Raw genomic sequence first — 25,902 nt, 5'->3', positions numbered from 1 at the left:
ACATCATCATGAGCCAGCTTTTCACCCCCGTCCGTGTTGGTCGCTACACTCTCCCGAACCGCCTGGTCATGGCTCCCATGACCCGCTCGCGTGCCGATGACGCGACCGGCGTGCCGACCGATCTGGTCACGACCTATTACGCCCAGCGCGCCGGGGCCGGCCTGATCATCAGCGAGGGCGCCTATCCCTCGGCGAGCGGCAAGGGCTACGTGCGTACCCCCGGCATCATCGACGACGCGCAGGTCGCGGCCTGGAAGAACGTCGCCGATGCCGTGCACGCCAAGGGCGGCCGCATCTTCATGCAGTTGATGCACGCCGGGCGTGTCTCGCATCCGTCGATGCAGCCGGGTGGCACGCTGCCGGTGGCGCCGTCGGCGATCAAGCCGGAAGGCCAGTCCTGGACGGCCAGCGGCCCGCAGGACTACGTGGTGCCGCACGCATTGAGCGTGGCCGAGATCGCTGGTGTCGTCGAGGACTATCGCGCCGCCACCCGCCGGGCCCTGGAAGCCGGTTTCGATGGCGTCGAGCTGCATGGCGCTTCGGGCTACCTGCCCGAGCAGTTCCTGTCCTCGGGCAGCAACCAGCGCACGGACGAATACGGCGGTTCCGTCGCCAACCGCGCCCGCTTCGTACTGGACGTGCTCAAGGCCATGGTCGAGGAAGCTGGCGGTGATCGCGTCGGCCTGAAGATTTCGCCGGAGATGAACTTCAACAGCATCTCCGACGCCACGCCGCAGGAGACCTACACCTATCTGGTCGATCAATTGGATGGCCTCGACCTGGCCTACCTGCACGTGGCCCTGTTCGGCCCGACCAGCGTCGATTACCACGCGCTGCTGCGCCCGCGTTTCAAGGGTGCCTACCTGATCGGCAGCGGTCTGGATCAGACCAAGGCCGAAGCCATCCTGAGCGAGGACAAGGCCGACGCCACGGTGTTCGGCGGTGCCTTCCTGGCCAACCCGGATCTGCCCGAGCGCTTCCGCCAAGGTGCCGCGCTGAATGCGCCCGACAAGGACACGTTCTACGCGCCGGGTGCCAAGGGCTACATCGACTATCCCGCCTTGAGCGATAGCACCACTGCCTGAGACCGCCGCCATGTCCATCGTCATCGCCCAGCTTCATCGCGCCAACCATGCCGGCCATTTCCGCGCCTTTGGTCTGCGTGGCGAGGCCGGGTTGCTGTCCCCGTTCCTCGGGGTCGATCACTATTGGATGAACGGGCCGACCTTTCCGCCGCACCGCCATGCGGGCATGTCGGCCGTGTCCTACCTGCTGCTCGATTCCGAGACGGGCATGGCCAACCGCGACTCCATCGGCACCGACAACCTGATCCGGCCGGGCGGTCTGCACTGGACGACCGCCGGGCAGGGAGTGGTGCACGAGGAAGTCCCGGCCGAACCCGGCAAGACGGTTCATGGACTGCAGATATTCGTCGGACTGGCACCGGCGCGCCGCGACATTGCGCCGTTCCCGCTGACGATCGAACCGCAGGACGTGCCGGTCATCCAACGGCCCGGCGCCAAGATCCGCGTCCCGGTGGGACGCTATGGCGACACGCACTCCCCGTTGACGCCGCCGACCGAGGTAACGCTGCTCGATGTCTCGCTGGAGGCGGGCGCCGAGCTGAGCGTGCCGGTGGCCGCAGGCCACACCCTGTTCGCCATGCCGATCTTCGGCACGGTGGAGGTGGCGGATCAGCGCTTCGACAGCGAACACCTCAGAGTGCCGGTGTTCCCCGCGCAGGATGCGCCGCGCGACATTTCATTCAGAGCCCCCCAGGGCAGCGTCAAGGTCGTGCTGTTCAGCGGCCCACCGCTTCCGCTTGTCTAAACCCCAAACGAAGGACTTCCATCATGGCAAGAGACCAATTCACCGCCGAAAACTCCGCGCTGCTGCTGATCGACCACCAGGTCGGCACCATGCAACTGATCAAGAACATCGACTCCGGGTTCGCCGGCAAGCAGGCGATCGCACTGGCTAAGCTGGCGAAGATCCTGAACCTGCCGACCGTGATCACTTCCAGCCAGGAAGATCGCGCCCAGGGGCCGATCATGCCGGAAATCGCCGAAATCCTGCCCGCAGCGCACGCCGCGCGCATCAAGCGTCCCGGCGTGGTCAATGCCTGGGCCTATCCGGAGTTTCGCGACGCGGTGCTCGCCACCGGGCGCAAGCACCTGATCATGGCCGGCGTGACTACCGATGTCTGCCTGATCTTCCCGGCCATCGACGCCGCGCTCGAAGGCTTCTCCGTGCAGGCGGTGATGGATGCCTCGGGTTCGCCCAGCGACTTGTCCGAGGAGTTCTCGCGTCAGCGCATGCACGATGCCGGCGTGGTGCTCACCGCCACCAACACGCTGATCGCCGAGATCGCGCAGGATTGGTCTACGCCCGACGGCCAGCAACTGATCGGCCTGCTGTTCAGCGACGTGTTCCCGGCCTTGGGCGCCAGCATCTCCTGAGCCACGCATCCGGCTCGCTGGTCGAAGCGCAAAACGCTTCGACCAGCGACCTGTTTCCATCAAGGAGAAGACAATGAGCTATATCGACGTTTCGGAGCGCTCGCTGAGCAACCTGATTTCGCTGCGCGGCCGCACCGCGGTCGTCACTGGAGGTGCCGCCGGCATTGGCCGTGCGATCAGCAAGCGCCTCGCGGAGGCCGGGGCCACGCTGGTCATCGGCGACCTCGACGAGGCCAAGGCGAAGGAAACGGCCGCCGAGTTCGCAGCCTTCGGCGGCAAGCACCTCGGGGCGAGCCTCGATGTCAACGACCATGCCTCGGTCTCCGCGCTTGCCGACCTGGCCGTGTCATCGACCGGGCGGCTCGACATCTGGGTCAACAATGCCGGCATCTACCCCTCCCGTGCGGTGCTGGACATCACCGATACCGAATGGGATCGCGTCATCGACCTCAATCTGCGCGGCACCTTCTTCGGTGCCCGCGAGGCGGCGCTGCGCATGCAGCCCAATACCGGCGTCATCGTCAACATCGTCTCGACTGCCGCCTACAACGCCAGCAATGGCGCCAACTCCGCCCACTACGTCGCCTCCAAGCACGCGGTGGCGGGCCTGATCAAGAGCCTGGCGGTCGAACTGGGCCCCAAGGGCATCCGCGCCGTGGGCGTCGCTCCGACGCTGACCGAAACGCCCGGCGTGGCGAGCAAGCGAACCGAAGGCGAGGCCGTCAACGAGGCGCTGGTGCGCTACGCGCAGGCGCTGCCCCTGGGCCGGCTCGGCGTTCCCGACGACATCGCCCGTGTCGTCCTGTTCGCAGCGTCCGATCTTGGTGCGTTCGTTTCCGGCAGCGTGATTCCCGTGGACGGCGGCGACCTGGCCCGTTGAGTACGGCGAGCGGCTGAATCCGGGCTTGGCGTTTCGGCCCCCGGACTGCCAGCGCCCTTCACCAGAAGGACAGAAAAATGCTCCACATCCTGCGATCCAGCGCTGGGCGATCCTTCGCCCGCGGCCCATTCAAGATCCGCCGGATACGCCCCGGCGCCATCCTCGGCGCCGATGCCGATCCGGCCTTCGGGCAGTTCAGTGTCGTCGATCATGCCCATCTCGATGTGGGCACCGTGGTCGCAATGCACGAGCACGTCAACGACGAGATCCTTAGCTACCTGTGGCGCGGGACGATGGTTCATGAAGATTCGGCAGGCCACAGGGTTTCGATCCACCCAGGCAAGCTGATGATGATGAACGCCGGCAAGAGCTTCTGGCACGAGGAATCGACGCCAGACGAGCCGGTGGAGATGCTGCAGATATTCTTCCGCCCGCGCGAGGCCGATCTGTCCGGGCAGGTGCAGTTCTTCGTGCGCCCGGCAGACTTCGCCGGCCAGGGCTGGAACCTGATCGCTGCGCCCGAGGGAAGCCCTGCGCCGCTCTCGGTGCGGCAGAGCGTCACGGTCTACGACGCCCATCTCAAGGCCGACGAGGCGATCGAGATCCCGCATGCAGAAGGCTTGTCGCCATGGCTGTATGTCATGGATGGACGGGTCAGCATCGGCGGCGAGCGCCTCGGCAAGGGCGACGCGGCCACCGACTTGCAGATCGCCTTGCCGGCCGTGCGCGCCGAAATGGCGACGACGCTGGTGCTGTTCCTCGTCGATCGTGGGGCGTCCGGCTCGCATGCCGGCACGATCAGCGGCCAATAGCGGCCCGCGCCGACTGTCCAGGCGCCGACTGCTCCCATTGCCGGCGCGATGTTTTCCAACCTAGAGCAACGAGGTGTGACCATGAGACTGCAGGATAAAGTGGTTGTCATCACGGGTGCGGCCAGCGGCATCGGCGCAAGTACGGCGAAGCTGTTCGCTCGCGAGGGCGGGCTGGTGGTGGCCACCGACATCCAACTGTCCGGCGTGGAAGCCGTGGTCGCGGACATCGCCGCCGCGGGCGGCCGGGCGATCGCCGTCGGCCACAACGTCGCTTCGGCCGCCGATTGGAAGACCGTCGTGGAGCGCGCGATCGCTGAGTTCGGCCGGGTCGATGTCCTCATCAACAACGCCGGGGCCGCCGACAGGAAGCCGATCCAGGAGAGCACTCCGGAGACGACCGACGAGGACGACTGGAACCGCGTCATCGACATCGACCTCAAGAGCGTCTTCTTGGGCATGAAGTACGCGATCCCGGCGATGAAAAATGCCGGCCGCGGCTCGATCATCAACGTATCGTCGATTGCCGCCATGGCCGGCAGCGGTGGCCCCTTCGCCTATACCGCGGCCAAGGGCGGCGTGCGTTCGATGACCAAGCACGTGGCCTATCACTATGGCCGGTTCAACATCCGAGTGAATTCGATCCATCCGGGCGGGGTCAGAACGCCGATGATCGAGGCGGATCTGGCCGACCACGAGGATCTCGCCAAGATGATCATGGGCAGCATCCCGCTCGGCCGGCTTGCGGAGCCCTCGGAAATCGCCAACCTGGCCTTGTTCCTGGCCTCGGACGAGTCGAGCTATCTGACCGGGGCCGAACTGGTGGCCGATGGCGGGGTGACCGCCGTCTGAAGACGGCGGCCGCCTCGGATCGAAACGGGCGGCGATGCCATCGCCGTCCATGGAGGGGCGCGCCGGTCACTTCGCCGCCGCATAGCGGCGATACTCGGCGCTGATCCGGCTCGAATGGGCGACCAGCCCGCGCACGAACGGCAATCGCGCCGTCCCGTAGCGGGCCAGCGCGGCGGCAATGGGTTCTGCTGCCGGCCGGTCGGCCAGCGTTCCGGCCAGCAACGTGGCATCTTCCACGCCGGTCAGGTAGCCGCGCCCGGTCATCGGCGAGACGACGTGGGCCGCATCGCCGACGATGGCCAATGCGCCATGCGCCAGGCGAGGCGGCATGTACTCGGCGATCGGCGCGCCGCTCAGCACTTCGGTCGAGCGCACCCCGGCCGTTACCGCCTCCGCCCATTCCGCTGGCCAGAATCGCGGCGCCAGCGTCGCTAGTTCCTCCCTGACCACTTCGTCGATCATCCCACGCCCAAGCGTCCCCACGATCTCGTCGTCGGCGGTCAGGCAGCCGCTGCGGCGCAGCAGTTCGTCCCGATGCACGTCGAACCAGGCGAAGGTGACTTGGCGCCGCCCAGGTTCCACCGAGCCGTCACGGCCAGGGAGCGTTGCGGCGACCAGTCTGTAGCCACCCATGAATTCGATCCACAGTCCGCCATCCGACGGCCAGGGGACTGGGCGCGCCAGCGTGCGTTCCTCGACCAGCCCGCGCCACACCAGGTAGCCGGCGTAACGGGCGAATGGGGCTTCCGGGGCGATCGCCCGGCGCACGATGCTGCGATAACCGTCCGCGCCGATCACTGCTGCGGCGACCCGTTCGCTGCCGTCGGCAAAGTTGATGCGCGCTCGATCGCCCAAATCGGTGACAGAGGCGACGGTCTTGCCTTCTTCGAGGACAATGCCTGGTGTGGCGATCGCCCGCTCTCGCAGCCAGGCGTACAGCGCCGGCCAGGTGGTCAGTTCACGGTAGGCAGGCACCACGGGCAAGACCGGATGCGTTCGCGGATCATGGCCCACGGCGGTCGCAATGGCGGTCAGGTCGATGCTTAGGCTGTCGCCGCCGTGCATGTGCCCGGTGGAGCGCTCGACGACATGCACCGGCACGCCCCTCGCCACGCAGGCGAGCGCCAGGGTGAGGCCGGCGAGCGACGCGCCGACGATGGTGATTTCCGGGTGCGGAGCGCTCATAGCGTGCGAATGTCCATGAAGTTCACCTTTTGGATCTGGTCAGCAAGCGCGAAGCCCCTTCGTCACGATCAAGACCGCATCGTCAATGCTCCGGCTTGCCTGGAGGTTGTTCGTGAACAGGTGCAGCCAAGACATGCCGGTCAACATCGCCACGGCTGCTTCGACCAACGCAGAATCCTCGATCTCTCCCCGCTCGACGGCACGGGCGAAGATGTTGCGCAAGGTTCGTTCGCGACGAGGAAGGAAGGTTTCGCGGAATTCCTGCAGGGACTCCGGGTTCAACTGGATTTCGGTGATGAAGCTGCGCAGCGCTTCACCGGAACGGGTGGTGGCCCACCAGCGCCATAGAGAGCCTAGATGCGCCTTGAGATCCTGTTCCAGGCTCCCAGTATCGGGAACGACGAGGGATGCTTCGCCGGAGCGCTCATATACCTCTCGGATCAGCGCCGCCTTGCTGCCCCACCAGCGGTAGATGGTGGGTTTGCTCGCCCCGGCACGGGCGACCACCGCATCCAGGGTGAACGCCTTGTAGCCGTTTTCTTCCAGGATGTCTTCCGCGGCCGTCAGGATCGCCTCGGTGCTTTCGGGGCTGCGGACAGCGCCGATAGAAAGGCGGCTTCGGCCTTTGGGCTTGGCATTTTTTGCCGGCGTACCGGTCTTCTTTCCAGGTTTCATTTGTCTGTTCTGGCTATCGACTTTGCATCCGAGGACACTCTTTGAAAGTGTCTAACCGCCGGCCGAGGCGGGCGTAGGGATGGACGAGAACATGCCCGGCGCCATCGACTGACCGGACATGAAGGTGCGAAGTGGATCTGGCTCCATCAGTGCTGGCTCAGGTGACGGAAATCGCCCTTGACCCCGGCGGAGAACGGCTGTTTCGATCAAATAGACACTGTGAGTATTTATAGGCTAGGATTATTACATCGTCAATCTCGATGGTGATGCCCGAAAGAGGAGTTAATAAAGGAGAACGAATAAATGGAGCTACGACATCTCCGCTGCTTCTTGGCTGTAGCCGAAGAACTTCACTTCGCGCGGGCCGCTGAGCGGCTGCACATCGAGCAATCGCCCTTGTCGAGGGCCATCAAAGAACTCGAAGAAGAACTGGGGACGCAACTGTTCGTGCGTACCACGCGCAGCACGCGGCTGACCCACGCGGGCACGTTGTTTCTGGAACATGTGCGTCGCGTGTTCGCCGCCCTGCAGCAGGCCCGCGACAGCGTGAAGGCTGCCGCCAATGGTTTCCACCGACAACTGCGCATCGCCTTGTCGGACGGCATTACGCCCTCGCGCCTGCCGGCGCTGCTCGCGCTATGTCGGGAGGAAGAACCCGAGGTCGAGATCCGCTTCTTCGAGGTTCCGCTGTCGCAGCAGATCAAGGGCTTGAACGATGATCTGTACGATTTGGGATTCGCGCAGTCCGAGGAGGTCGGTGACGGTATTACCGCCTTACCTGTTTGGAGCGACCCGCTGATGGTGGCCGTGCCAGCGCGCCATTCGCTGCTGATCCATAAGCGTATTCCGTTGGAAGAACTCATGCGCTTTCCGCTGGTGGTATGCGACGCACCGGCGTGCGAGGGCCATGCGCGCCAGGTCGAGCGGGTGTTGCGACGGTCGAGCATGGAGCCACTGATTGCCGAGCGGGTGGCATCATCCGACCTGATGATGGCGCTGGTGTCGGCTGGCCTCGCCGTGGGACTGAGCGGTGCCTCGCACATTGCGACCAGTCGGGAACCCGGCGTTGTCGCACGGCCGCTGGCCGGCCGGTCGCCGGTACTCACGACGTACCTGCTGTACCCGGCAGGCGAGCCATCGCAAGTGCTGGCTCGCTTCATCGAGCGCGTGCAGGCCATCGAGTCCCCCAAGGCCGTCAGGCCCGCGCCGGGCAATGATCCTTACCTCTCGGAGGAAACAGAGCCATGAACAAGACCATACTGCTCCTGCTGGCCGCGTTTTTGACTGCCTGCGGCCAATCAGAAACGCCCAAGCAGGCCGACATCCCGACCGTGGAGGAACTGGCTGCCGATCCGACACGGTTGAAGGAGTTGCGCCAACAGTGCAAGACCGATCGCTCCAAGTTGGGTGACGTTCTGTGCAATCGGGTAGCCGAGGCAACGCGCAAGCGCTTCTACGGTGACGGCACAACGCCCTACACACCGCCAGAGAATCCGCCCAAGTTCTGATCGCTGGCGATTCGCTACGAATCCTTCGTTCTTCGCTAGACACGCCGCAATGCGCCATCGCTTGCGGCGTTTTTCTTTGGCCCGACCCCGCGCGAATTCTTTCTTTTTGCTCGACTTTTCTGCCGATAACGGTCTTTGACCGGCACTGACCCGGCACCGATCCTGACGCCTGCGGCACGTCCTTGTGCCGTTTCTTCCATGAGGAATCAGCGCAGGAGAGATCGGAGGCCAGGTCATGCAAGGGACGAACGTGCTGTTTGGTCAGATCGCCGTAGTGTTCGGCATCGTGATCGCCGGCGTGTGGGGCGCCACACAATGGACAGCAGCGGCCCTTGGCTATCAAGTACGCCTCGGCTCGCCATGGTTCGATCTTCTTGGCACACCCATCTACCACCCGTGGAAGCTGTTCGAGTGGTGGTTCGTCTTCGATGCGTATGCGCCGCGCGTGTTCGATACCGGCGGCGCCATCGCGGGCGGCAGCGGCCTGCTGGCAGTAGTGGTCGCAATCGGCATGTCGATCTGGCGCTCGCGGCAGTCGCGCTTGGTCACGACTTACGGCTCGGCCCGTTGGGCGAACGCGGATGACATTCGCAGGGCGGGCCTGACGCAACCGGCTGGCGTGTTCCTCGGCCAGTACGACCGTCAGTACCTGCGTCACGAAGGCCCGGAACACGTCCTGACGTTCGCGCCCACACGTTCGGGCAAAGGCGTGGGTCTGGTAGTGCCGACGCTGCTGTCCTGGCCAGCCTCGGCCGTCATCCACGACATCAAGGGCGAGAACTGGCAGATCACTGCCGGCTGGCGTAGCCGGTTCAGCCACTGCCTGCTGTTCAACCCGACCGATGCGAAGTCGGCGGCCTACAACCCGCTGCTGGAAGTTCGGCGCGGCGCGCATGAAGTGCGCGACGTGCAGAACATCGCGGATATCCTGGTCGATCCCGAAGGTGCGCTGGAGAAGCGCAACCATTGGGAAAAGACCAGCCACGCGCTGCTGGTCGGGGCCATCCTGCATGTGCTCTACGCAGGCGAAGACAAGACGCTGCGCGGCGTCGCCAACTTCCTCAGCGACCCAGCCAGCCCGTTCGAGCTGACGCTGCACCGGATGATGACGACAAAGCACCTGGGCGATGCACCGCACCCGGTTGTCGCATCCGCTGCGCGGGAAGTGCTCAACAAGTCGGACAACGAGCGGTCGGGCGTGCTCTCCACGGCCATGTCCTTCCTTGGCTTGTACCGCGATCCCACGGTGGCCGAAGTCACGTCGCGCTGCGACTGGCGCATCGCCGACTTGATCGCCGCAGCGCATCCGGTATCGCTGTACCTGGTGGTGCCGCCTTCGGACATCAGCCGCACCAAGCCGCTGATCCGCCTGATCCTCAACCAGATCGGGCGGCGCCTTACCGAATCGCTCGATGGCTCCGATGGCATCGAGCGTCGCCACAAGCTGCTGCTGATGCTCGATGAGTTTCCGGCGCTGGGGCGCCTGGACTTCTTCGAGACGGCGCTGGCCTTCATGGCGGGCTACGGCATCCGCAGCTTCCTCATCGCGCAGTCGCTCAACCAAATCGACAAGGCGTATGGGCAGAACCACTCCATCCTCGACAACTGCCATGTGCGCGTGACGTTCGCCACCAACGATGAGCGCACCGCCAAACGGATCTCCGAGACGCTGGGCACGGCCACCGAGCTGCGCGCGCAGCGCAACTACGCGGGCCACCGGCTGGCGCCGTGGCTTGGACACCTGATGGTGTCGCGCCAGGAAACCGCGCGCCCGCTGCTGACGCCGGGCGAAGTCATGCAGCTTCCGCCCGACGAGGCGGTGGTGATGGTGTCCAGCGTGGCGCCGATCAAGGCCAAGAAGCTGCGCTACTACGCGGACGCCAATTTCAAGCGTCGCGTGCTGCCACCGCCTGCGCTGGCGGGCGGGCAGTACGCCGACGCACCGCCATTGCGGCCCGACGACTGGAGCGGGTTGGCGATTCCCGCCGTGCCCACCGCACCGGCCGCGGCATCCGCTGATGGCCTGGGTTCCGCCGATGACGGCGGCCCACGCCGTCAGCCCGAACTCTCCGAAACCGTCGCCTACGACGCCGAGCTGACCGCGCCTGCGGCCGACCTTGGGCTGCTCGATGACGACGACGACCTGCCACTTCCCCTTCCGCGCCAGCTTGATCCGGCCATGCAGCGCACGGCCCGGCTGGCATCGCTGAACCCCAACGACGGAATCGAGCTATGAGCCACTACCGCCTCAACCTGTTCATCCAGCCGGAGCACGCCAAGCGGCTCGATGAGCTGGCCGCCAAGAAAGGCGTGTCCAAGTCGTCCATCGTCGCGGCGGCGCTCGCATCGTGGCTGTCGCCCGATGCCGCCGACCAGCGCGAGGCGGCCATTGCCAAGCGGCTTGATCGCCTGTCGCGCCAGGCCGAGCGCATGGAGCGCGACCAGAACATCGCCATCGAAACGCTGGCGCTGTTCATCCGCTACTACCTGACCGTGAGCACGCCGGTTCCCGAGGCGCACCAAGACGCGGCACGCGCGCAGGGCAAAGCGCGCTTCGAGCAGTTCACCCAGCAGCTTGGCCGCCACCTGCTGCGGGGCCGCAGCCTAGTGCGCGACGTGGTGGAGGAACTGCATCCCGACCCGATGCGGATGGAAGACGCGGCGGCAGCCTCGCAAGCGCAGGAGCGTGCGTCATGAGCGCCGTTCCGCAGTCCATGAGTGCCACGTCACTCGACCGCCGCATCCAGATGCTGCGCACGGCGATGGGGCCGCTGATCGCCGCCGCGCTCGAAGACCCGGACGTGGTGGAGGTAATGCTGAATCCTGATCGCACCCTTTGGGTGGATCGGCTTTCCAGTGGACGAGCGCCGATGGGCCTGGAACTGCCCGAGGCGGACGGCGAGCGAATCATCCGCCTGGTCGCGGCCCACGTTGGCGCAGAAGTCCATCGTGGCCAGCCGCTGCTGTCCGCCGAGTTGCCCGAAACGGGCGAACGCTTTGAGGGCATCTTGCCGCCGGCAGCGCCGGGGCCGGCCTTCGCGCTGCGCAAGCGCGCCATCGGCGTGATTCCGCTGGAGCGGTACGTCATCGACGGGATGATGACCAGCGCGCAAGCGGGCTTTCTCGTTCGCGCCGTGCGCGAGCGGCAGAACGTCTTGATCGCCGGCGCCACCAGCAGCGGAAAGACGACCTTGGCCAACGCGCTGCTGGCCGAGATCGCCGCCACGGGCGACCGCGTGCTGGTGCTCGAAGACACGGTGGAGCTGCAATGCGCAGCCCGCGACCACGTTCCCCTGCGCACCCGCGCAGGCGTGGTGTCGATGACCGAGCTGGTGCGCTCGTCCATGCGCCTGCGGCCTGATCGCGTCGTCGTTGGCGAGGTGCGCGGCGCCGAGGCACTGGATCTCATCAAGGTGTGGGGCACAGGCCATCCAGGCGGCATCGCCACGATCCATGCCGGCTCCGCGCTCGGCGCGCTGCTGCGCCTGGAGCAACTGATTCTCGAAGTGGCGGTGAATCCGCCCCGTGCGCTGATCGCCGAGGCGGTCAACGTGGTGATCCACATTGCCGGACGCGGGCGCAAGCGCCGCATCGAGAGCATCGCCCGCGTCGTCGGTTTCGACGGCGTGGGCTACCAACTGGCGGACGCGCTGGAAACGCCGTTTCCCGAGCTGCCGCCACGTCCCGATGCCGCACCCGCTGCGGCGACTTCCCCATCCCCTGACTCACTTGGAGAACTGCCATGACGCAGATGACCATTCCTGTCTTCCGTTTTTCTGCAAATCCGGCTTTGCGTCTTGCGCGGCTGCGCTGCCTGGCCCGCCGTGCGAGGCAAGGGCTGCTGCTGGCCGCGCTGCTGTTGTTCCTGGCCGGAACCGCGCAGGCCGCCGGTTCCTCGATGCCGTGGGAAGGCCCGCTGCAATCCATCCTCGAATCCATCCAGGGGCCGGTGGCGCGCATCGTCGCGGTCATCATCATCATCGCCACGGGCCTCGCGCTCGCCTTCGGCGACACGTCCGGCGGATTCCGCAAGCTGATCCAGATTGTCTTCGGTCTGTCCATCGCCTTCGCGGCTTCGAGCTTCTTCCTGTCGTTCTTCAGCTTCTCCGGCGGGGCCGTCGTATGAGTGCCCCGGACACCTTCGCGGACGGCTTCGAGGTTCCGCTGCATCGCTCGCTGACCGAGCCGATTCTGCTGGGCGGTGCGCCGCGCACCGTGGCGATCGCCAACGGCACGCTGGCCGCCGCTGTCGGCCTGGGCCTGCAACTGTGGATTCCCGGCGTTGTGCTCTGGATCGTCGGCCATTCGCTGGCGGTGTGGGGTGCGCGCGTCGATCCGCAGTTCATGCAGGTCTTCGCCCGGCACATCAAGCACCGCCCGCTGCTGGACGTGTGAGGGGAGGACGCCGCGATGCTGAACCTCGCCGAATACCGCCAGCGCCCGGCCTTGCTTGCCGACTGGCTGCCCTGGGCCGGGCTGGTCGCGCCGGGCGTCGTCTTGAACAAGGACGGCAGTTTCCAGCGCACGGCCCGGTTTCGCGGGCCTGACCTCGACAGCGCGACGCAAGGCGAGCTGATCGCCACGTCGGCGCGGTTGAACAACGCGCTGCGACGCATGGGATCGGGTTGGGCGCTATTCATCGAAGCCGAGCGCCGGCCTGCGGCCGATTATCCGCACTCGGAGTTTCCCGAGCCGCTTTCGTGGGTGGTGGAGGAAGAACGCCGGGCCGCCTTCGAGGAATCGGGCAATCACTTCGAGAGCGGCTATCACCTGACGCTGCTTTACCTGCCGCCGGAAGAATCCCGTGCCCGTGCAGCCAAGATGCTCTACGAGAACACGCCGACGAATGGCGTGGACTGGAGCGAGCGGCTGCAAGCCTTCGTCGCCGAGACGGATCGCGTCTTCGACCTGCTCGATGGCGTGATGCCGGAAATTGACTGGCTCGATGACGCGCAGACGCTGACCTACCTGCACGCGACCATCTCGACGCGACGCTACCGCATCGGCGTGCCCGAAGTGCCGTTCTACCTCGACGCGCTGCTGACCGATTCGGCGCTGGTCGGCGGCTTGGCGCCGATGCTGGGCGACCAGCACCTGCGCGTGGTGTCGGTGCGGGGCTTCCCGACCTCGACCTGGCCGGGGATTCTGGACGACCTCAACCGCCTCGGTTTTGCGTACCGCTGGAGCACGCGCTTTCTCTGCCTCGACAAAGCCGAGGCGGAAAAAGAACTTTCACGCCTGCGCCGCCAGTGGTTCGCCAAGCGCAAGAACGTCATCGCGCTGCTGCGCGAAACGATCTTCCAGCAGGAAAGCCCGCTGGTCGATACCGACGCCAACAACAAGGCGGCGGACGCGGATGCTGCCTTGCAGGAGTTGGGCAGCGATCAAGTCGCCTTCGGCTATCTGACGGCGACCGTCACCGTCATGGACGAGGACGCCGCCGTCGCAGACGAGAAGCTGCGCATGGTGGAGCGCGTCATCCAGGGTCGGGGCTTCGTCACCATCCCTGAAACGCTCAATGCCGTGGATGCCTGGCTGTCCTCGATCCCCGGCAATGCTTACGCCAACGTGCGCCAGCCCATCGTCTCGACGCTGAATCTGGCGCACATGATGCCGGTGTCGGCGGTATGGGCTGGGCCAGAGAAGAACGAACACCTCGACGGCCCCCCGCTGATCGTGACACGCACCGACGGCGCCACGCCGTTCCGGCTGGTGACGCACATCGGCGACGTGGGCCACACACTGGTTGCGGGGCCGACCGGCATGGGCAAGTCGGTCTTGCTCGCCACGCTGGCGATGCAGTTCCGCCGCTATCGCGGCTCGCGCATCTTCGCCTTCGACATGGGCCGCTCCATGCGGGCCACCATCCTCGGCCTGGGTGGCGAAAACTACGACCTGGGCACGGATGGCGAAATCGCCTTCCAGCCACTCGCGCGCATCGACCGCGAGGGCTACCGCACCTGGGCCGCCGAATGGATCGAAGGCCGCTTGCTGCACGAAGGCGTGGCGGTCGGCCCCGACGAGAAGGCGGCTATCTGGTCGGCGCTGGGAAGTCTCGCCGGTGCGCCGGTGGAGCAGCGCACGATGACGGGACTTTCCGTGCTGCTGCAATCGAACACGCTGCGGCAGGCGCTGTCGCCCTATGTGCTGGGTGGCGCCCACGGCAAGCTGCTGGACGCCGACCACGACCGACTGGGCATGGCCGACGTGCAGTGCTTCGAGATGGAGGAGCTGATGCACAGCAAGGCCGCCGTCATGGCCGTGTTGCATTACCTCTTTGCGCGTTTCGATGAACGCTTCGACGGGGCGCCCACGCTGCTAATCCTCGATGAAGCGTGGCTGTTCCTCGATGACCCGGTGTTTGCCGCGCGTATCCGCCAATGGCTCAAGACACTGCGCAAGAGGAACGTCAGCGTCATCTTCGCCACGCAGAGCCTCGCCGACATCAAGGATTCGAGCATCGCGCCCGCGATCATCGAGAGCTGCGCGAGTCGGATTTTCTTGCCCAACCCACAGGCGACCGAGCCGCAGATTCGCACGATCTACGAGGGCTTCGGCCTTAACAGGCGGCAGATCGAAATCGTCGCCACCGCGCAGCCCAAGCGCGACTACTACTACCAATCCCGCCTCGGCAACCGCTTGTTCGACCTCGACCTGGGGCCGGCTGCGCTGGCCTTTGCGGGCGCTTCCACGCCGCAAGACCAGCGCGACATCGACCGCGTGCTGCTGGACGCCGGCGTGCCCGGCTTCGCGGGTGCCTGGCTGCGCCATCACGGCCTCGATTGGGCGGCCGACCTGCTGCCCTCGTTCCCCGGCCTCGCGCCGGGTTCCCTCGCTGACCAACCCCTGGAGAACCTGCCATGAAGAAGCGCCTTGTCGCCATTGCCATTGCGGCCATGCTGTGCACCGCCACCGCCCATGCGCAATGGGTCGTGGTCGATCCCACCAACCTCGTGCAGAACACGCTGACCGCGATCCGCACGCTGGAGCAGATCAACAACCAGATCCAGCAGCTTCAGAACGAAGCGCAGATGCTGATGAACCAGGCGCGCAACCTCGCCAGCCTGCCGTCCAGCGTGGTGAACCAGTTGCGTGCCAACCTGGCGACGACCGAGCGGCTGATCGCGCAGGCCCGAGGCTTGGCCTACGACGTGACGAACCTCGATCGGGACTTCGCGCGCCTGTACCCCGAGCAGTACGCCGCCACCGTCAGCGGCGACCAGATGTACCGCGACGCACAGGAGCGTTGGCGGAACACGCTCAACGGCTTGCAGACCACCATGCAGATGCAGGCGCAGGTGTCGCAGAACCTGGGCGAAGACGAAAGCGTGCTGGCCGACCTCGTGGGCAAGAGCCAGTCGGCCGAAGGTGCGTTGCAGGCGATGCAGGCCATGAATCAGTTGCTGGCCTTGCAGGCCAAGCAATCCATCCAGTCGCAGCGGCTCCAGATCACGCAAGACCGGGCGGCGTCGCTGGAGCTGGCGCGGCAGGCGGCGGCCACGGAGCGCGCCCGCGAAGTGCGGCGGCGTTTCCTGGGCGAAGGCACGCCGTACACGCCGCAGTCCGTGAACTTCTACGGCAACTGACGGGAGGCCGCCATGCGATGCGTCCTCGCCCCGTCAGTTGTGGTGCTTGTCGTGCTGTTGGCCGCTTGCGGCAAGCAGCCGGCCGACAACCTTGCCGATGCCCTGGCCGCCGATCCCGTGCGGCTCAAGGCATTGCGCGCGCAATGCGCGGCCGACCGGCAGGCCACGGGCGAGGACGCTTGCCGCGCCGCCGCTGAAGCCTTCCGGCGTCGCTTCTTTTCCGGCGAGGCCGGGCCGGATGAATACCAGACGCTGGCCGACCTGCCGCCGATCCCGCCGAGCTTCGAGGAACCGGCCGATGGCATGGCGCCAGCCCTTCCCGCCGAACCGGAGGACACGCCGTGAATGACGTGACCATCATCGACCAGTTCCTCAACACCTTCGCCGCCTACATCGACTCGGGTTTCGGGCTGCTGCGGGGCGAAGTGGCGTTCCTAACGGCCACGTTGATCGTCATCGACATGACGATCGCCGGCCTGTATTGGGCCATGAGCCATGCCACCGGCCAGGGCGAGGACGTGATCGCCAAGCTGCTGCGCAAGGTGCTCTACGTCGGTGCCTTCGCCTACATCATCAATAACTTCAACTGGCTGGCCAGCATCGTGTTCCGCTCGTTTGCGGGATTGGGCATCACTGCCACCGGCTCGGCCATCACGATGGAGAACTTCTTGCAGCCGGGCCGGCTGGCGAAAACCGGCATCGACGCTGGGGCGCCGATTCTGGAGCAGATCGGCGAGATGGCGGGCTTTCCCGAAGTGTTCGTGAACCTCGACCCCATCGTGGTGATGTTCCTCGCTTGGCTGGTCGTGGTCTTGTGCTTCTTCGTGCTGGCGATCCAACTGTTCATCACGCTGATCGAGTTCAAGCTGACCACGCTCGCCGGATTCGTGCTGGTGCCATTCGCGCTCTGGAACAAGACCGCGTTCCTCGCCGAAAAGGTCTTGGGCAACGTGGTGGCCTCCGGCGTCAAGGTTCTGGTGCTGGCCGTGATCGTCGGCATCGGCTCGGGCTTGTTCGCTCAGTTCCAAGTCCATCCCGCCGAGCCGTCTATTGACCACGCGCTGGTCATCATGCTGGCCTCGCTCACCTTGCTGGCGCTCGGGATCTTCGGCCCCGGCATCGCCACGGGCCTCGTCTCCGGTGCGCCGCAGCTCGGCGCTGGCGCAATGGCCGGTGCTGCTGTCGGCGCTGCCGGCACGGCCGTCGCCATCGGCGCCGCCGCGACGGGCGTGGGTGGCGCCGTGGCTGCTGGTGCGCGCATGGCCCCGGCTGCCGCCAAGCTGGCCGGTAGCGGTGCACGCGCCGCCACGTCGGCGGCCAGCAGTGCGAAGTCGGCGTTCCAGGCCGGTTCCGCCGCCGCTGGCGGCGGCGCAAAGGGCGCGATGGCGGGCCTGGGCAACGTCGCCAAGACCGGCGCGCAGGCAGCCGGGCGAGGCGCTGCATCCCGCGCTTCCGCTGCCGGGCAACGCATGGCCGCTCCCTTCCGCGCTGGCTGGAATGGCGCTGCTGCCGCTGGCGGCGCGGGTGCGGCATCCGCTCGGGGTGCCGCAGGCGAGGCTGCATCCGGGGCCGCTACGGCGCAGCCACAGGAACAGCCCGCTTGGGCCAAGCGCCTGCATCGCCGCCAGCAACTCACCCACGCCGCGACCACCACCGCCCACGCGCTGCGCGGTGGCGATGGCGGCGGCTCCGGCCAGGGGCCGAGCCTGCGCGATTCCGATTCATAAGGAGAACTGACCATGCGATTCAAGAAACCGCAGGTGCGCTACGCCGACACGCCGCAGCCTGCCACGCCGTACCAAGCTGCCGGCCAGGTGTGGGACGAACGTATCGGCTCGCCGCGAGTGCAGACGAAGAACTGGCGCCTGATGGCTTTTGGACTGCTGGTGCTGTCGCTGCTGGAGGCCGGTGGCCTGGTCTGGCTCTCGGGCCAGTCCATCGTGACGCCCTGGGTGGTCGAGGTGGACACGGAGCACGTGCGCGCCGTGGGCGAAGCCGCCACGCCGTACCGCCCCACCGATGCGCAGCAGGCGCACCACATCGCGCGCTTCGTGACGATGGTGCGCTCACTGTCCATCGACCCCATCGTTGTCCGCCAAAACTGGCTGGACGCCTACGACTACACGACCGACAAGGGCGCGGCCTTGCTCAACGACTACGCGCGGGTCAACGACCCGTTCGCGCGCATTGGCAAGGAGTCGGTGACGGTGCAGATCAACAGCGTCGTGCGCGCCAGCGACACGTCTTTCAACGTGCGCTGGACGGAACGCCGCTACGTCAACGGCGCCGCGGCGGGCTTGGAGCGGTGGACGGCCGTTGTGTCCATCGTGCTCCAACCGCCGCGCACCGAAGAACGCCTGCGCAAGAACCCCCTGGGCATCTACGTCAACGGCCTGTCGTGGAGCCGCGAACTGGATTCTTCCGAAGGAGCCAAGCCATGAATGATCTTTTCCGTAAATCCGCCTTGCAGGTGATCTTCCTTGCCCTGGGGGGGTGCGCCACGCAGGGCAAGCCACCGCCGACCATCTCGCTCGATGAGCCGGTGCAGGCCCAGCCGCTACCCGAGCCACCCGCGCAGGTGGAGGTGGTGGCGGTGCCCGAGGTGCTGCCGATGCCGGCGCAGTTGAAGCCATTGCCCGAAGCCGAGGACGCCAAGCCCACGCCGGAGCCAGCCGACGAGAAGGTGCGCGTCTCACGGGCCAATGCCGAGGCGCGTATCGCACCCACGCGCGAGGGATACGTCAACGCGATTCAGGTATGGCCGTTCACCGATGGCGCGCTCTACCAAGTCTATGCAGCCGTGGGCCGCGTCACCGTGATTTCGCTCCAGCCGGGCGAGGAGCTGGTGACGGTGGCCGCTGGTGATACCGTGCGGTGGATCGTGGGCGATACGTCCAGCGGCAGCGGTGCCGACCTGCGGGTCAATGTGCTGGTCAAGCCGATCCGCTCGGGCCTCAAGACCAATCTCGTCATCACCACCAACCGCAGGACGTACCTGCTGGAGTTGGCTTCGACGGAAAAGACGTGGATGGCGTCGGCTTCTTGGGAGTATCCGCGCGACCGGATGCTGGCCTTGCAACGCCAGGCGCAGGCGGCCAGCGCCGCCGCGCCGGTGGACTCCGGCTTGTCGCTGGAAAACCTGCGCTTCCGCTACGCGGTCAGCGGTAGCAACCCGCCGTGGAAGCCGCTGCGCGCCTTCGACGACGGGCAGAAGGTCTATATCCAGTTTCCCGCCGGCATCGCGCAAGGCGACCTGCCACCGCTCTTCGTGATCGGGCCGGAAGGCGACGGGCAACTGGTCAACTACCGTTTCCGCTCGCCGTACTACATCGTGGATCGGCTGTTCGGTGCCGCCGAACTGCGCCTGGGCGGGGACAAGGGCGACGTGGTGCGAATTGAGCGCACGGACGGCGTGGCACGGAGGAACTGACCATGAGCCAGGACGACACCCCCGACCTCGCCACGCCGCAGGCAGGCAAGGTCGCGCCGGAAGCGGTGGCGCTGCGCGCCCAGCCGCGCCCGGTCACTCGCCTGAACCGGCGCACGCTGGCCATCCTCGTCGGCGGCCTGTCGGTCGCCGTCCTTGGGGCCACGATCTGGTCGCTACAACCGCAGCGACGCAGTGCGGGCGAGCAAACCGAGCTTTACAACGTCGATCGCGTCTCGAAGTCCGAAGGGCTGGATGCGCTGCCGACGGACTACTCGAAGCTGCCACCAGCCTTGCCGCCCGATGTGCCCGAGCTGGGGCCGCCGTTGCCCGGCGACCTTGGCCCGGCCATCGTCGCCTCGCAGCAGCCGGTGACGCCGGGCTATTCGCCGCCAGGACATGATCCCGAAGATGCCTTGCGTAAGGAGGCGGACGCGGCGGCGGCCTCGTCGGTGTTCTTCCGCTCGGGCGGCCAAGGGCAGACCGCCGCCACGGTCGCGCAGGCAGGGCCAGGGGCTGCAAGCACGCTTGCGGCCTTCGATCCGCTCGCTGCTGGGCCTGCCTCGACGGCGGCCCAGCCCGCCGACCCGACCGCCGTGCAGAACCAGCAAGACCAGAAAGAGGCGTTCCTGAAAGCCGGTTCTACGGAAACCCGCAATTCCGGCAATCTGGCGCTGCCCGCGTCGCCGTATCAGGTGATGGCCGGAACGGTGATCGCCGGTGCGCTGGTGACAGGCATCAAGTCGGACTTGCCAGGCGACGTGATCGGCACTGTGACGGAGCCGGTCTATGACACAGCCACCGGCAAGTTCCTGCTGATTCCGCAGGGGTCGCGCATCCTCGGGCGCTACAACAGCCAGGTCAGCTACGGACAGAGCCGCGTGCAGGTGGTGTGGAACCGGATCATCCTGCCCGACACGTCCTCGCTGACGCTCGACAACCTTGTCGGCACCGACCCGGCCGGCTACGCGGGCTTGGAGGATGACGTGGACTGGCACTGGAACCGCATCTTTGCCGGTGCGGTGCTGACGACGCTGCTGGGCGTCGGCGCAGAGCTGGCCGCGCCAGAGAACCGCCAGGACGGCAACCGCATCGTCATCGCCGGGCGTGACAGCGCCCAGGACAGCATCAATCAGGTCGGCCAGGAGATCACCCGACGCAACATGAACATCCAGCCGACGCTGACCGAGCGGCCTGGCCTGCCCGTGCGAATCATCGTCAACCGGGATCTGGTGCTGCGGCCGTACCAGCCACTGTTCTTCAATCGGGGAGCTTCGCAATGAGCACGACCAAGAAGCTGCGGCTTGGGCCGCTGCCCAAGACCGAAAGCGTCAAACTGACCTTTGCCTGCCCGGCCAGCCTGAAAGCCGACCTCGACCGCTACGCCGCCCTGCATGCGCAGACCTACGGCGAGGCGGTTGATGCCATGACGCTGATCCCGCACATGCTGGAGGTGTTCATGGCGGGGGATCGGGGATTCAGGAAAGGAGCGACGCCCAGGGCCGCGCCACCGAAACAGCCCTGACGATGCGGACGTATCCGCCATCGCCCATGACGAAAGCGCAGCCCGTGGGCTGCGCTTTCGCTTTGAGAGGTGGATTGCGACACGCTGGGGCTATGATGACCATGCGATCTTGCCCGCTGTGCCGCCCCCAGGCTTACCACCGCGAAGCGCCTATGCGGCACCTAGCTCAAAAAGCGGCAAGAGCAAGCAACGGCCGGAATCTGGCCTAACCTGTTGCCCCACAAGACCTTTCGCTCCGCTACATGTCTGCATGAAAGACTTGACAGCGGACCTTTTTCATTGCTCTTTTTCGTCTATTTCGTATAATTGAGCTCTACGCTTTACCCGCTGCGTTTCGTATTGCGCTATTGCGCAAATTGCGTTGCGTCAGCAATTCACCGCTTACCGCTCTGTTTATAACGTGCTATTTGTGCCGTTATGAATACACCGAATACCGCCATTATTATAACGTTTATACTTTGACGTTATAAATTCAACGCTTTCCGTTATTCATCCTATTTAAAACGCTATCCCCTCGCTTCGCGCTCTTAAACGGCGCAGCCGTTGGCCCCTACAAAATATTTTTTATATTTTTTCAAAAATATCCCGTTTTTTGAATAATCAGTATCTATACGATTAGCTGACAATAAAAAAAATAGGGGTACAGGCATAACTATGCGCGGCGAGTTGCGTTAGCCCCTGACGATTTCAACCGCGCTCCAAAACTAACAGGGGATTTTTTATGACTGATACTACTAACAATGCTCGCGTTGTTGTTCGCGTGCTGGCTGCGCAGAAGCGCCAAACAAAGTCCGGAAAAACTATGTGGACTCAAGCTGTTCAACTCGACCAAGCCGAGGCCGTTTCTGTTGTTGATGAGCGTCGCTATTTTGATGAAGACCGGGTTCTGGCTGCTGGTGTTTATACCGCAGCTCAAACCTATTACGAACTCTATGTGGTGAATGACGCTGGTTTTCGTAATAAGCGCGTTGGCGTCGCGTTTCGTGATTTTCAACCGGTCTAACTCGCTATGTCTGTCGGCTCTGTTCAAACCGTTCTAGTGTGCGCTCCTGCCGCTGAGACCGTTTCGCCCTGCCCGGCGGGTACCGCACCGACCGCTACAACTGCGTATGTTGTTGATGCATCGCAGGCTAGCTATTTTGACTCTGTAACTGCACCGTTTGACTATGCTCTCGCCGGGTCATTCTGGACTGCCGCGTTCGGCGTTACGGTGTTTATATACTGGTTATCTAGGTTTCTCGGTGAAATGCTTGGGATTATTCGTAGTGCCTGATTCACTGAAAAAACCGCTAACAGGACGGTTTCCTGTAAATCCAACTAAAACAAAAATAAAGGAAAACAAAATGAAGTTCGTTCAAAAATCTGTTGCTGCTGTTGCTGGTCTTGCCGCTACTGTCGGCTCCGCGTTTGCTGCTGGCCCCACTGCCGGCGACCTGTCTACTCTGACTCCCGACGCTACCACCATTGGTACCGCTATTCTGGCCGTTGCCGGTGTTGCGCTGGGTATCACGTTGTCTGTGAAGGCCTATCGCATCGTTAAGTCTCTGACTAAGAGCGCGGGCTAAGCCCCTACAAAGGGGGGGGCTTCGGCCTCCCCTTTTTTTGGAGGTTTATTAAATGGCTATTTCTCCCATAACCGCGGATTTCTCCTCGCTGATACCCGACGCCTCTACGATTTTAATCGCTATTGGTTCTGTTTCAGTTGTGATGCTCGGTATTACGTTAGCTACGCGTGCGTATCAGATTGTCAGGGGTATTGTCGCTAGCACTGATGATGCCCTGCCCGAGGGCCACGACTATGACTATGAACGTGCGTTTGATGTTGAGTCTACAGGCGTTCACGATTTTGAACGTGGTGACTACTGATGAGCTCGGCTGACGCTTGGAATCTGATGCTATTTTTTCATGGCATCGCCTGCGCTTTTGCTTTGATATACGGTTTTAATCGCTAATGACTACTCGCGTCCGTCGTTTCGCAGCTCTACTGCTTATCTCACTAACGCTGCTCTTTACTGTTCAGCGTGCTAACGCGATGTTTGCACAGTTCATCACGTATGAACCTGCTATTGCTGCCGCAGCAGCCGGCACGGGCGGTGTTATTGCGTATGCGGGAGGTACTGCCGCGGCGGTTACAGGCATCGGTCTTGTTGCAATTGGTGTTGCAGTCGTTGCTGCTATTCTCGTTGCTAGCGATAGCGCTAGTCCTACAGGCAAAACGACTGTTATCACGTCTACTCAACCGCTCGCCGCTGACCCGAATCCCGATTTAGCCACTGGCGGTACGCAGAGCGTCACGGCTACTAGCCCTGTTCTGTTTCAACCGTGGAAAACGGGTACAGGGCTCCCCTACCTCTGGTTTGATAAATCGGCGTGTGTTGCTAATCAATCTACGTGTAATGGTAGCCTGACTCCGTCAGCTCAGTGGACAGAATTTCAAACGCGTTTTGCTGATTATATGTACACGTATTTCGGCGTGAGCGTCAATTACGCGTATTACGTTGTCCCTTATTCTGGTTCGCCTGAATGCGATACCAATACTGCATCTGCTACCTACATGGGCTCCGGCGGTGCCTGCATCCGTTTTGTTACTAAAACCGGTACAGGCCTAGGTACTCTCACGTCCTCTAACTACAACTGGACGTCGGGCGGCACGTCTGCTGTTAGCGTTACGATGCGTAGCTCTACCGGTACTGCCGCTAACTGCGACTCTACTACGTCGTATTTCGATTACAACATTTCGAGTTGTGTTCTGAAAGCCGGTTCGGGCGGTGCTAGTCTCGCCGACGGCTACTGTCGTCTGTCGTTTTCAGATAACGGCGACCCGGTCTATAACAAATACGACCCTGATTGCCAGCGTGCTAAAAACAATATGTTTTTAGCTGCTACCCCCGGCACCTCGTCTAGTCCGCCGTCTATTACCGCTACTGACCCTAACACGGGCAAATCCGTTACTGTTACTCGCCCTGCTATTTCGACTCAGGGCACGCCCGGCGCTGTTTCTATTTCTCAATCTGTGCCTGATTCTGCTAGTCAAACAACGACTACAACGACTACGACGTTATCGCCGTCGTCTGTCACTACGTCTAATCCGACCGCTGCGCCTGTCGCCTCTGGTTCATCTACCAGCGTTAAATCTGGCATTGGCGCTAACACTAGCTCTAGTGCGCTATCTCAAGTCGTTGTCTCGAACTGGCCTAAAGTTCTCGAAATCGAAGGCGAAGTTTCGTGCTCTAACTGCAAGTCCTCGTTTGTTGTTCCGGACACGATGAGAATTGAGAGCGACGGACATACTGATACAGACGCGCCCGACGCAGCAGCTCAAGCGGCTGCGCTCGCGGCTAAACCGGGTACGTTTTTGGACTCTGTAAAATCTAAACTCAATCCGTTTTCCGAATTCCAATTGCCGGCGCATACTGCCACGTGCCCCGCCTTTGCTTTTAACTGGAATGCCTGGAATTTGCGGCTTAATGTTAATAGTAACGCTATGTGCGACCTGCTAGAGACCGACTCCATTAAATCGTTTATGCAGAACGCCCTCCAGTTGCTATACGTTGTTGCTGCAATCGTTATCGTAATGGGGGCGTGATATGTGGGGAATTTTAGTATCGGCGTTTGGCTGGTTGTTGCGCTATGTGCTCGGCGCTGGCGCGGTGAAATGGGCTGTTCTCGCAGTTTTGTGGTACGGCGTTACTGTTCTGATAGATATCCTCGTATCTCTGCTTCCGTCTTGGTTTAATGCCGCGAGCTTGCCCGAATTGTTTTCGTTTATGCCCCCTGGCGCGTGGTATTTTTTTGACTACGCACAAGGCGGGCTTGGTTTGACGTATCTGTTTTCTGCTTATACTGCCCGTTTTCTCATTCGTCGCATTCCGTTTATTAACTAATGCCCATTCAACTACTCGGCGGCCCTCCTCGCTCTGGAAAATCTCACTACGGCGTCAAATATCGCCTCATGCATTTTTTGCGTCGTGGCGTTATCACTGTTACTGATATCGCAGGTCTTGACCCTGCGGGTATCGCTGCGTATCTGAAAATCTCGCTCGATGAGTTGAATAAACTGCTCATTATTAGAACGCCCGAGGATGTACAGCGTCTGCTCAAAGAGAAAAAATTTCTCTATCACTCTACTCTATGCCCTGATGCTGTTGTTCAGCCTGGTTATCATCTCGCGCTAGATGAAGCCTGGCGGTATTGGCCCGCAGGTCAAGCGCTTAACGAAATCGAAGCCGAATTTTTCCCCTATCACGGTCACTACACTGACCCCGCAACGCATAACGCTATCGAAATTACACTGCTCACGCAGTCAAAATCGCAGCTAACGAAACAAATTCATCCGCTGATTGAGGCTCAGTACATTTTTCGTAAAATGAAAATCACGGGCCGTTCTGACACGTTTCAGGTTTTCGTCTACGACGGCAACAATCGACGCGCAACCACGCATTACACTGAAAAATACGACCCTGATATTTTTCCGTTGTATAAATCTGCGAACTCAGGCGGCGTTACGGATGACGCAGACAAACGCCGTTCAATTTACAATACGCCCCTGTTTAAATACGGCAAAATACTTGGTCTGCCGCTAATGGCGTTTTGTCTTTATTTAGCCTATACGTCGTTCTCTAAACTAGCGCATCCGCAGGGCGTTCCCGCTGCTACCCCCGTAACTGCCCCTGCTACTGCCCCTGCTACAGGCCCTGCTACAGGCCCTGCTAACGCCCTTGTTACTGCCCCTGCTCCTGCTTCGACTAGCTTGCAATCCTGGCGCGTTGTTGCTTCGTATAAAGTTGGCTCTCTGCCCGTGTTTATCGTCGCTGATGAGAACGGGCGCTATCGCACCCTCACGCCGGGCTCGTATTCGACCGGCGCGGGGGGCGAGGTTTATTTAACAATAGCGCCCGATGATAGTCGTGTTACCCCATGGACTAATAAACTCCCGACTTACGTTAGCTATACACAGAGCACACGCCCTGGCGCGTCTGTTCTACCTAAATAACTA

The 25,902-nt window shown here is 63.2% G+C and carries 28 protein-coding genes and 2 pseudogenes; 27 read left to right on the top strand and 3 right to left on the bottom strand.

Annotation, left to right across the window (positions count from 1 at the left end; genetic code table 11):
- Window positions 1-8 precede the first annotated feature (8 nt).
- The 6 genes from AC1PQG_RS05415 (at window position 9) to AC1PQG_RS05390 (ending at window position 5,000) form a co-directional block, all read left to right on the top strand.
- On the top strand, window positions 9-1,085 hold the full coding sequence (locus AC1PQG_RS05415) for an alkene reductase (protein WP_481121606.1): 1,077 nt from the start codon (window positions 9-11) through the stop codon (window positions 1,083-1,085).
- A 10-nt stretch (window positions 1,086-1,095) separates the two neighbouring features.
- The gene (locus tag AC1PQG_RS05410) at window positions 1,096-1,830 is read left to right on the top strand and encodes a pirin family protein (RefSeq protein WP_481121605.1); all 735 of its coding nucleotides are present in this window, start codon (window positions 1,096-1,098) and stop codon (window positions 1,828-1,830) included.
- 23 nt (window positions 1,831-1,853) lie between these two features.
- Window positions 1,854-2,459: an isochorismatase family protein gene (locus AC1PQG_RS05405; protein WP_481121604.1), complete on the top strand. Its 606-nt coding sequence runs from the start codon at window positions 1,854-1,856 to the stop codon at window positions 2,457-2,459.
- Between the two features lie 73 nt (window positions 2,460-2,532).
- Window positions 2,533-3,339, top strand: a complete 807-nt coding sequence (locus AC1PQG_RS05400) for an SDR family NAD(P)-dependent oxidoreductase (protein ID WP_481121603.1) — start codon at window positions 2,533-2,535, stop codon at window positions 3,337-3,339.
- A 77-nt stretch (window positions 3,340-3,416) separates the two neighbouring features.
- Window positions 3,417-4,151 carry a pirin family protein gene (locus tag AC1PQG_RS05395; protein WP_481121602.1) on the top strand — a complete coding sequence of 245 codons (735 nt, stop codon included), beginning with the start codon at window positions 3,417-3,419 and terminating at the stop codon, window positions 4,149-4,151.
- Between the two features lie 81 nt (window positions 4,152-4,232).
- Window positions 4,233-5,000, top strand: coding sequence for an SDR family NAD(P)-dependent oxidoreductase (locus tag AC1PQG_RS05390; protein WP_481121601.1), 768 nt, complete (start codon window positions 4,233-4,235; stop codon window positions 4,998-5,000).
- A 66-nt stretch (window positions 5,001-5,066) separates the two neighbouring features.
- Here AC1PQG_RS05390 and AC1PQG_RS05385 read toward each other — a convergent pair whose 3' ends face one another.
- From AC1PQG_RS05385 to AC1PQG_RS05375, 3 genes and pseudogenes are all read right to left on the bottom strand, one after another.
- A complete protein-coding gene (locus AC1PQG_RS05385; RefSeq protein ID WP_481121600.1) occupies window positions 5,067-6,185 on the bottom strand; it encodes an FAD-dependent monooxygenase in 1,119 nt (372 codons plus the stop codon).
- Between the two features lie 39 nt (window positions 6,186-6,224).
- Window positions 6,225-6,572 (bottom strand): annotated as a pseudogene (locus AC1PQG_RS05380) (TetR-like C-terminal domain-containing protein); the annotation flags it as partial.
- 6 nt (window positions 6,573-6,578) lie between these two features.
- A pseudogene (locus AC1PQG_RS05375) lies at window positions 6,579-6,860 on the bottom strand (TetR/AcrR family transcriptional regulator); the annotation flags it as partial.
- Window positions 6,861-7,163: 303 nt separating this feature from the next.
- Here AC1PQG_RS05375 and AC1PQG_RS05370 point away from each other — a divergent pair.
- The 21 genes from AC1PQG_RS05370 to AC1PQG_RS05270 all read left to right on the top strand — a co-directional run bounded on the left by AC1PQG_RS05370 (window position 7,164) and on the right by AC1PQG_RS05270 (window position 25,899).
- Window positions 7,164-8,108, top strand: coding sequence for a LysR family transcriptional regulator (locus AC1PQG_RS05370; protein WP_047128787.1), 945 nt, complete (start codon window positions 7,164-7,166; stop codon window positions 8,106-8,108).
- Window positions 8,105-8,368, top strand: coding sequence for an EexN family lipoprotein (locus AC1PQG_RS05365; protein ID WP_481121599.1), 264 nt, complete (start codon window positions 8,105-8,107; stop codon window positions 8,366-8,368). The genes AC1PQG_RS05370 and AC1PQG_RS05365 overlap by 4 nt, the downstream gene beginning before the upstream one ends.
- Before the next feature lie 235 nt (window positions 8,369-8,603).
- A complete protein-coding gene (locus AC1PQG_RS05360) occupies window positions 8,604-10,604 on the top strand; it encodes a conjugal transfer protein TraG (RefSeq protein ID WP_481121598.1) in 2,001 nt (666 codons plus the stop codon).
- Window positions 10,601-11,065, top strand: a complete 465-nt coding sequence (locus AC1PQG_RS05355; protein WP_481121597.1) for a CopG family transcriptional regulator — start codon at window positions 10,601-10,603, stop codon at window positions 11,063-11,065. Before AC1PQG_RS05360 ends, AC1PQG_RS05355 begins: the two co-directional genes overlap by 4 nt.
- Window positions 11,062-12,114, top strand: coding sequence for a P-type conjugative transfer ATPase TrbB (gene trbB, locus AC1PQG_RS05350; RefSeq protein ID WP_481121596.1), 1,053 nt, complete (start codon window positions 11,062-11,064; stop codon window positions 12,112-12,114). Before AC1PQG_RS05355 ends, trbB begins: the two co-directional genes overlap by 4 nt.
- 5 nt (window positions 12,115-12,119) lie before the next feature.
- Window positions 12,120-12,494, top strand: coding sequence for a TrbC/VirB2 family type IV secretion system protein (locus tag AC1PQG_RS05345; protein WP_481122971.1), 375 nt, complete (start codon window positions 12,120-12,122; stop codon window positions 12,492-12,494).
- Window positions 12,491-12,763, top strand: coding sequence for a VirB3 family type IV secretion system protein (locus tag AC1PQG_RS05340; RefSeq protein WP_003103993.1), 273 nt, complete (start codon window positions 12,491-12,493; stop codon window positions 12,761-12,763). Before AC1PQG_RS05345 ends, AC1PQG_RS05340 begins: the two co-directional genes overlap by 4 nt.
- A gap of 15 nt (window positions 12,764-12,778) precedes the next feature.
- Entirely contained in the window at window positions 12,779-15,232 is a 2,454-nt protein-coding gene (gene trbE, locus AC1PQG_RS05335) for a conjugal transfer protein TrbE (RefSeq protein ID WP_481121595.1), read from the top strand.
- Window positions 15,229-15,954, top strand: a complete 726-nt coding sequence (gene trbJ / locus AC1PQG_RS05330; RefSeq protein WP_481121594.1) for a P-type conjugative transfer protein TrbJ — start codon at window positions 15,229-15,231, stop codon at window positions 15,952-15,954. Before trbE ends, trbJ begins: the two co-directional genes overlap by 4 nt.
- 12 nt (window positions 15,955-15,966) lie before the next feature.
- Entirely contained in the window at window positions 15,967-16,299 is a 333-nt protein-coding gene (locus tag AC1PQG_RS05325; RefSeq protein ID WP_481121593.1) for a hypothetical protein, read from the top strand.
- Window positions 16,296-17,681, top strand: a complete 1,386-nt coding sequence (gene trbL / locus AC1PQG_RS05320; protein ID WP_481121592.1) for a P-type conjugative transfer protein TrbL — start codon at window positions 16,296-16,298, stop codon at window positions 17,679-17,681. Before AC1PQG_RS05325 ends, trbL begins: the two co-directional genes overlap by 4 nt.
- Before the next feature lie 12 nt (window positions 17,682-17,693).
- On the top strand, window positions 17,694-18,395 hold the full coding sequence (gene trbF, locus AC1PQG_RS05315) for a conjugal transfer protein TrbF (RefSeq protein WP_481121591.1): 702 nt from the start codon (window positions 17,694-17,696) through the stop codon (window positions 18,393-18,395).
- Window positions 18,392-19,384, top strand: coding sequence for a P-type conjugative transfer protein TrbG (trbG, locus tag AC1PQG_RS05310; RefSeq protein ID WP_481121590.1), 993 nt, complete (start codon window positions 18,392-18,394; stop codon window positions 19,382-19,384). Before trbF ends, trbG begins: the two co-directional genes overlap by 4 nt.
- Window positions 19,385-19,386: 2 nt before the next feature.
- Window positions 19,387-20,664, top strand: coding sequence for a TraB/TrbI/VirB10 family type IV secretion system protein (locus AC1PQG_RS05305; protein ID WP_481121589.1), 1,278 nt, complete (start codon window positions 19,387-19,389; stop codon window positions 20,662-20,664).
- Entirely contained in the window at window positions 20,661-20,906 is a 246-nt protein-coding gene (locus AC1PQG_RS05300; protein ID WP_481121588.1) for a DUF2274 domain-containing protein, read from the top strand. The genes AC1PQG_RS05305 and AC1PQG_RS05300 overlap by 4 nt, the downstream gene beginning before the upstream one ends.
- Before the next feature lie 721 nt (window positions 20,907-21,627).
- A complete protein-coding gene (locus AC1PQG_RS05295; RefSeq protein ID WP_481121587.1) occupies window positions 21,628-21,909 on the top strand; it encodes a hypothetical protein in 282 nt (93 codons plus the stop codon).
- Window positions 21,910-22,171: 262 nt separating this feature from the next.
- On the top strand, window positions 22,172-22,471 hold the full coding sequence (locus tag AC1PQG_RS05290) for a hypothetical protein (RefSeq protein WP_481121586.1): 300 nt from the start codon (window positions 22,172-22,174) through the stop codon (window positions 22,469-22,471).
- A gap of 52 nt (window positions 22,472-22,523) precedes the next feature.
- Complete coding sequence (locus AC1PQG_RS05285; RefSeq protein ID WP_481121585.1) at window positions 22,524-22,772, top strand: hypothetical protein; 249 nt, start codon at window positions 22,524-22,526, stop codon at window positions 22,770-22,772.
- 85 nt (window positions 22,773-22,857) lie between these two features.
- Window positions 22,858-24,492, top strand: a complete 1,635-nt coding sequence (locus AC1PQG_RS05280) for a hypothetical protein (RefSeq protein WP_481121584.1) — start codon at window positions 22,858-22,860, stop codon at window positions 24,490-24,492.
- Window position 24,493: 1 nt separating this feature from the next.
- The gene (locus AC1PQG_RS05275) at window positions 24,494-24,790 is read left to right on the top strand and encodes a DUF2523 family protein (RefSeq protein ID WP_481121583.1); all 297 of its coding nucleotides are present in this window, start codon (window positions 24,494-24,496) and stop codon (window positions 24,788-24,790) included.
- Window positions 24,790-25,899, top strand: a complete 1,110-nt coding sequence (locus AC1PQG_RS05270; RefSeq protein ID WP_481121582.1) for a zonular occludens toxin domain-containing protein — start codon at window positions 24,790-24,792, stop codon at window positions 25,897-25,899. Before AC1PQG_RS05275 ends, AC1PQG_RS05270 begins: the two co-directional genes overlap by 1 nt.
- The last annotated feature ends 3 nt before the right edge of the window (window positions 25,900-25,902 follow it).

The sequence above is a fragment of the Zoogloea sp. GDB6 genome, assembly GCF_056724105.1.
The sequence above is the reverse complement of the archived record's forward strand: the minus strand, read 5'-3'. Positions and strand labels throughout refer to the sequence as shown.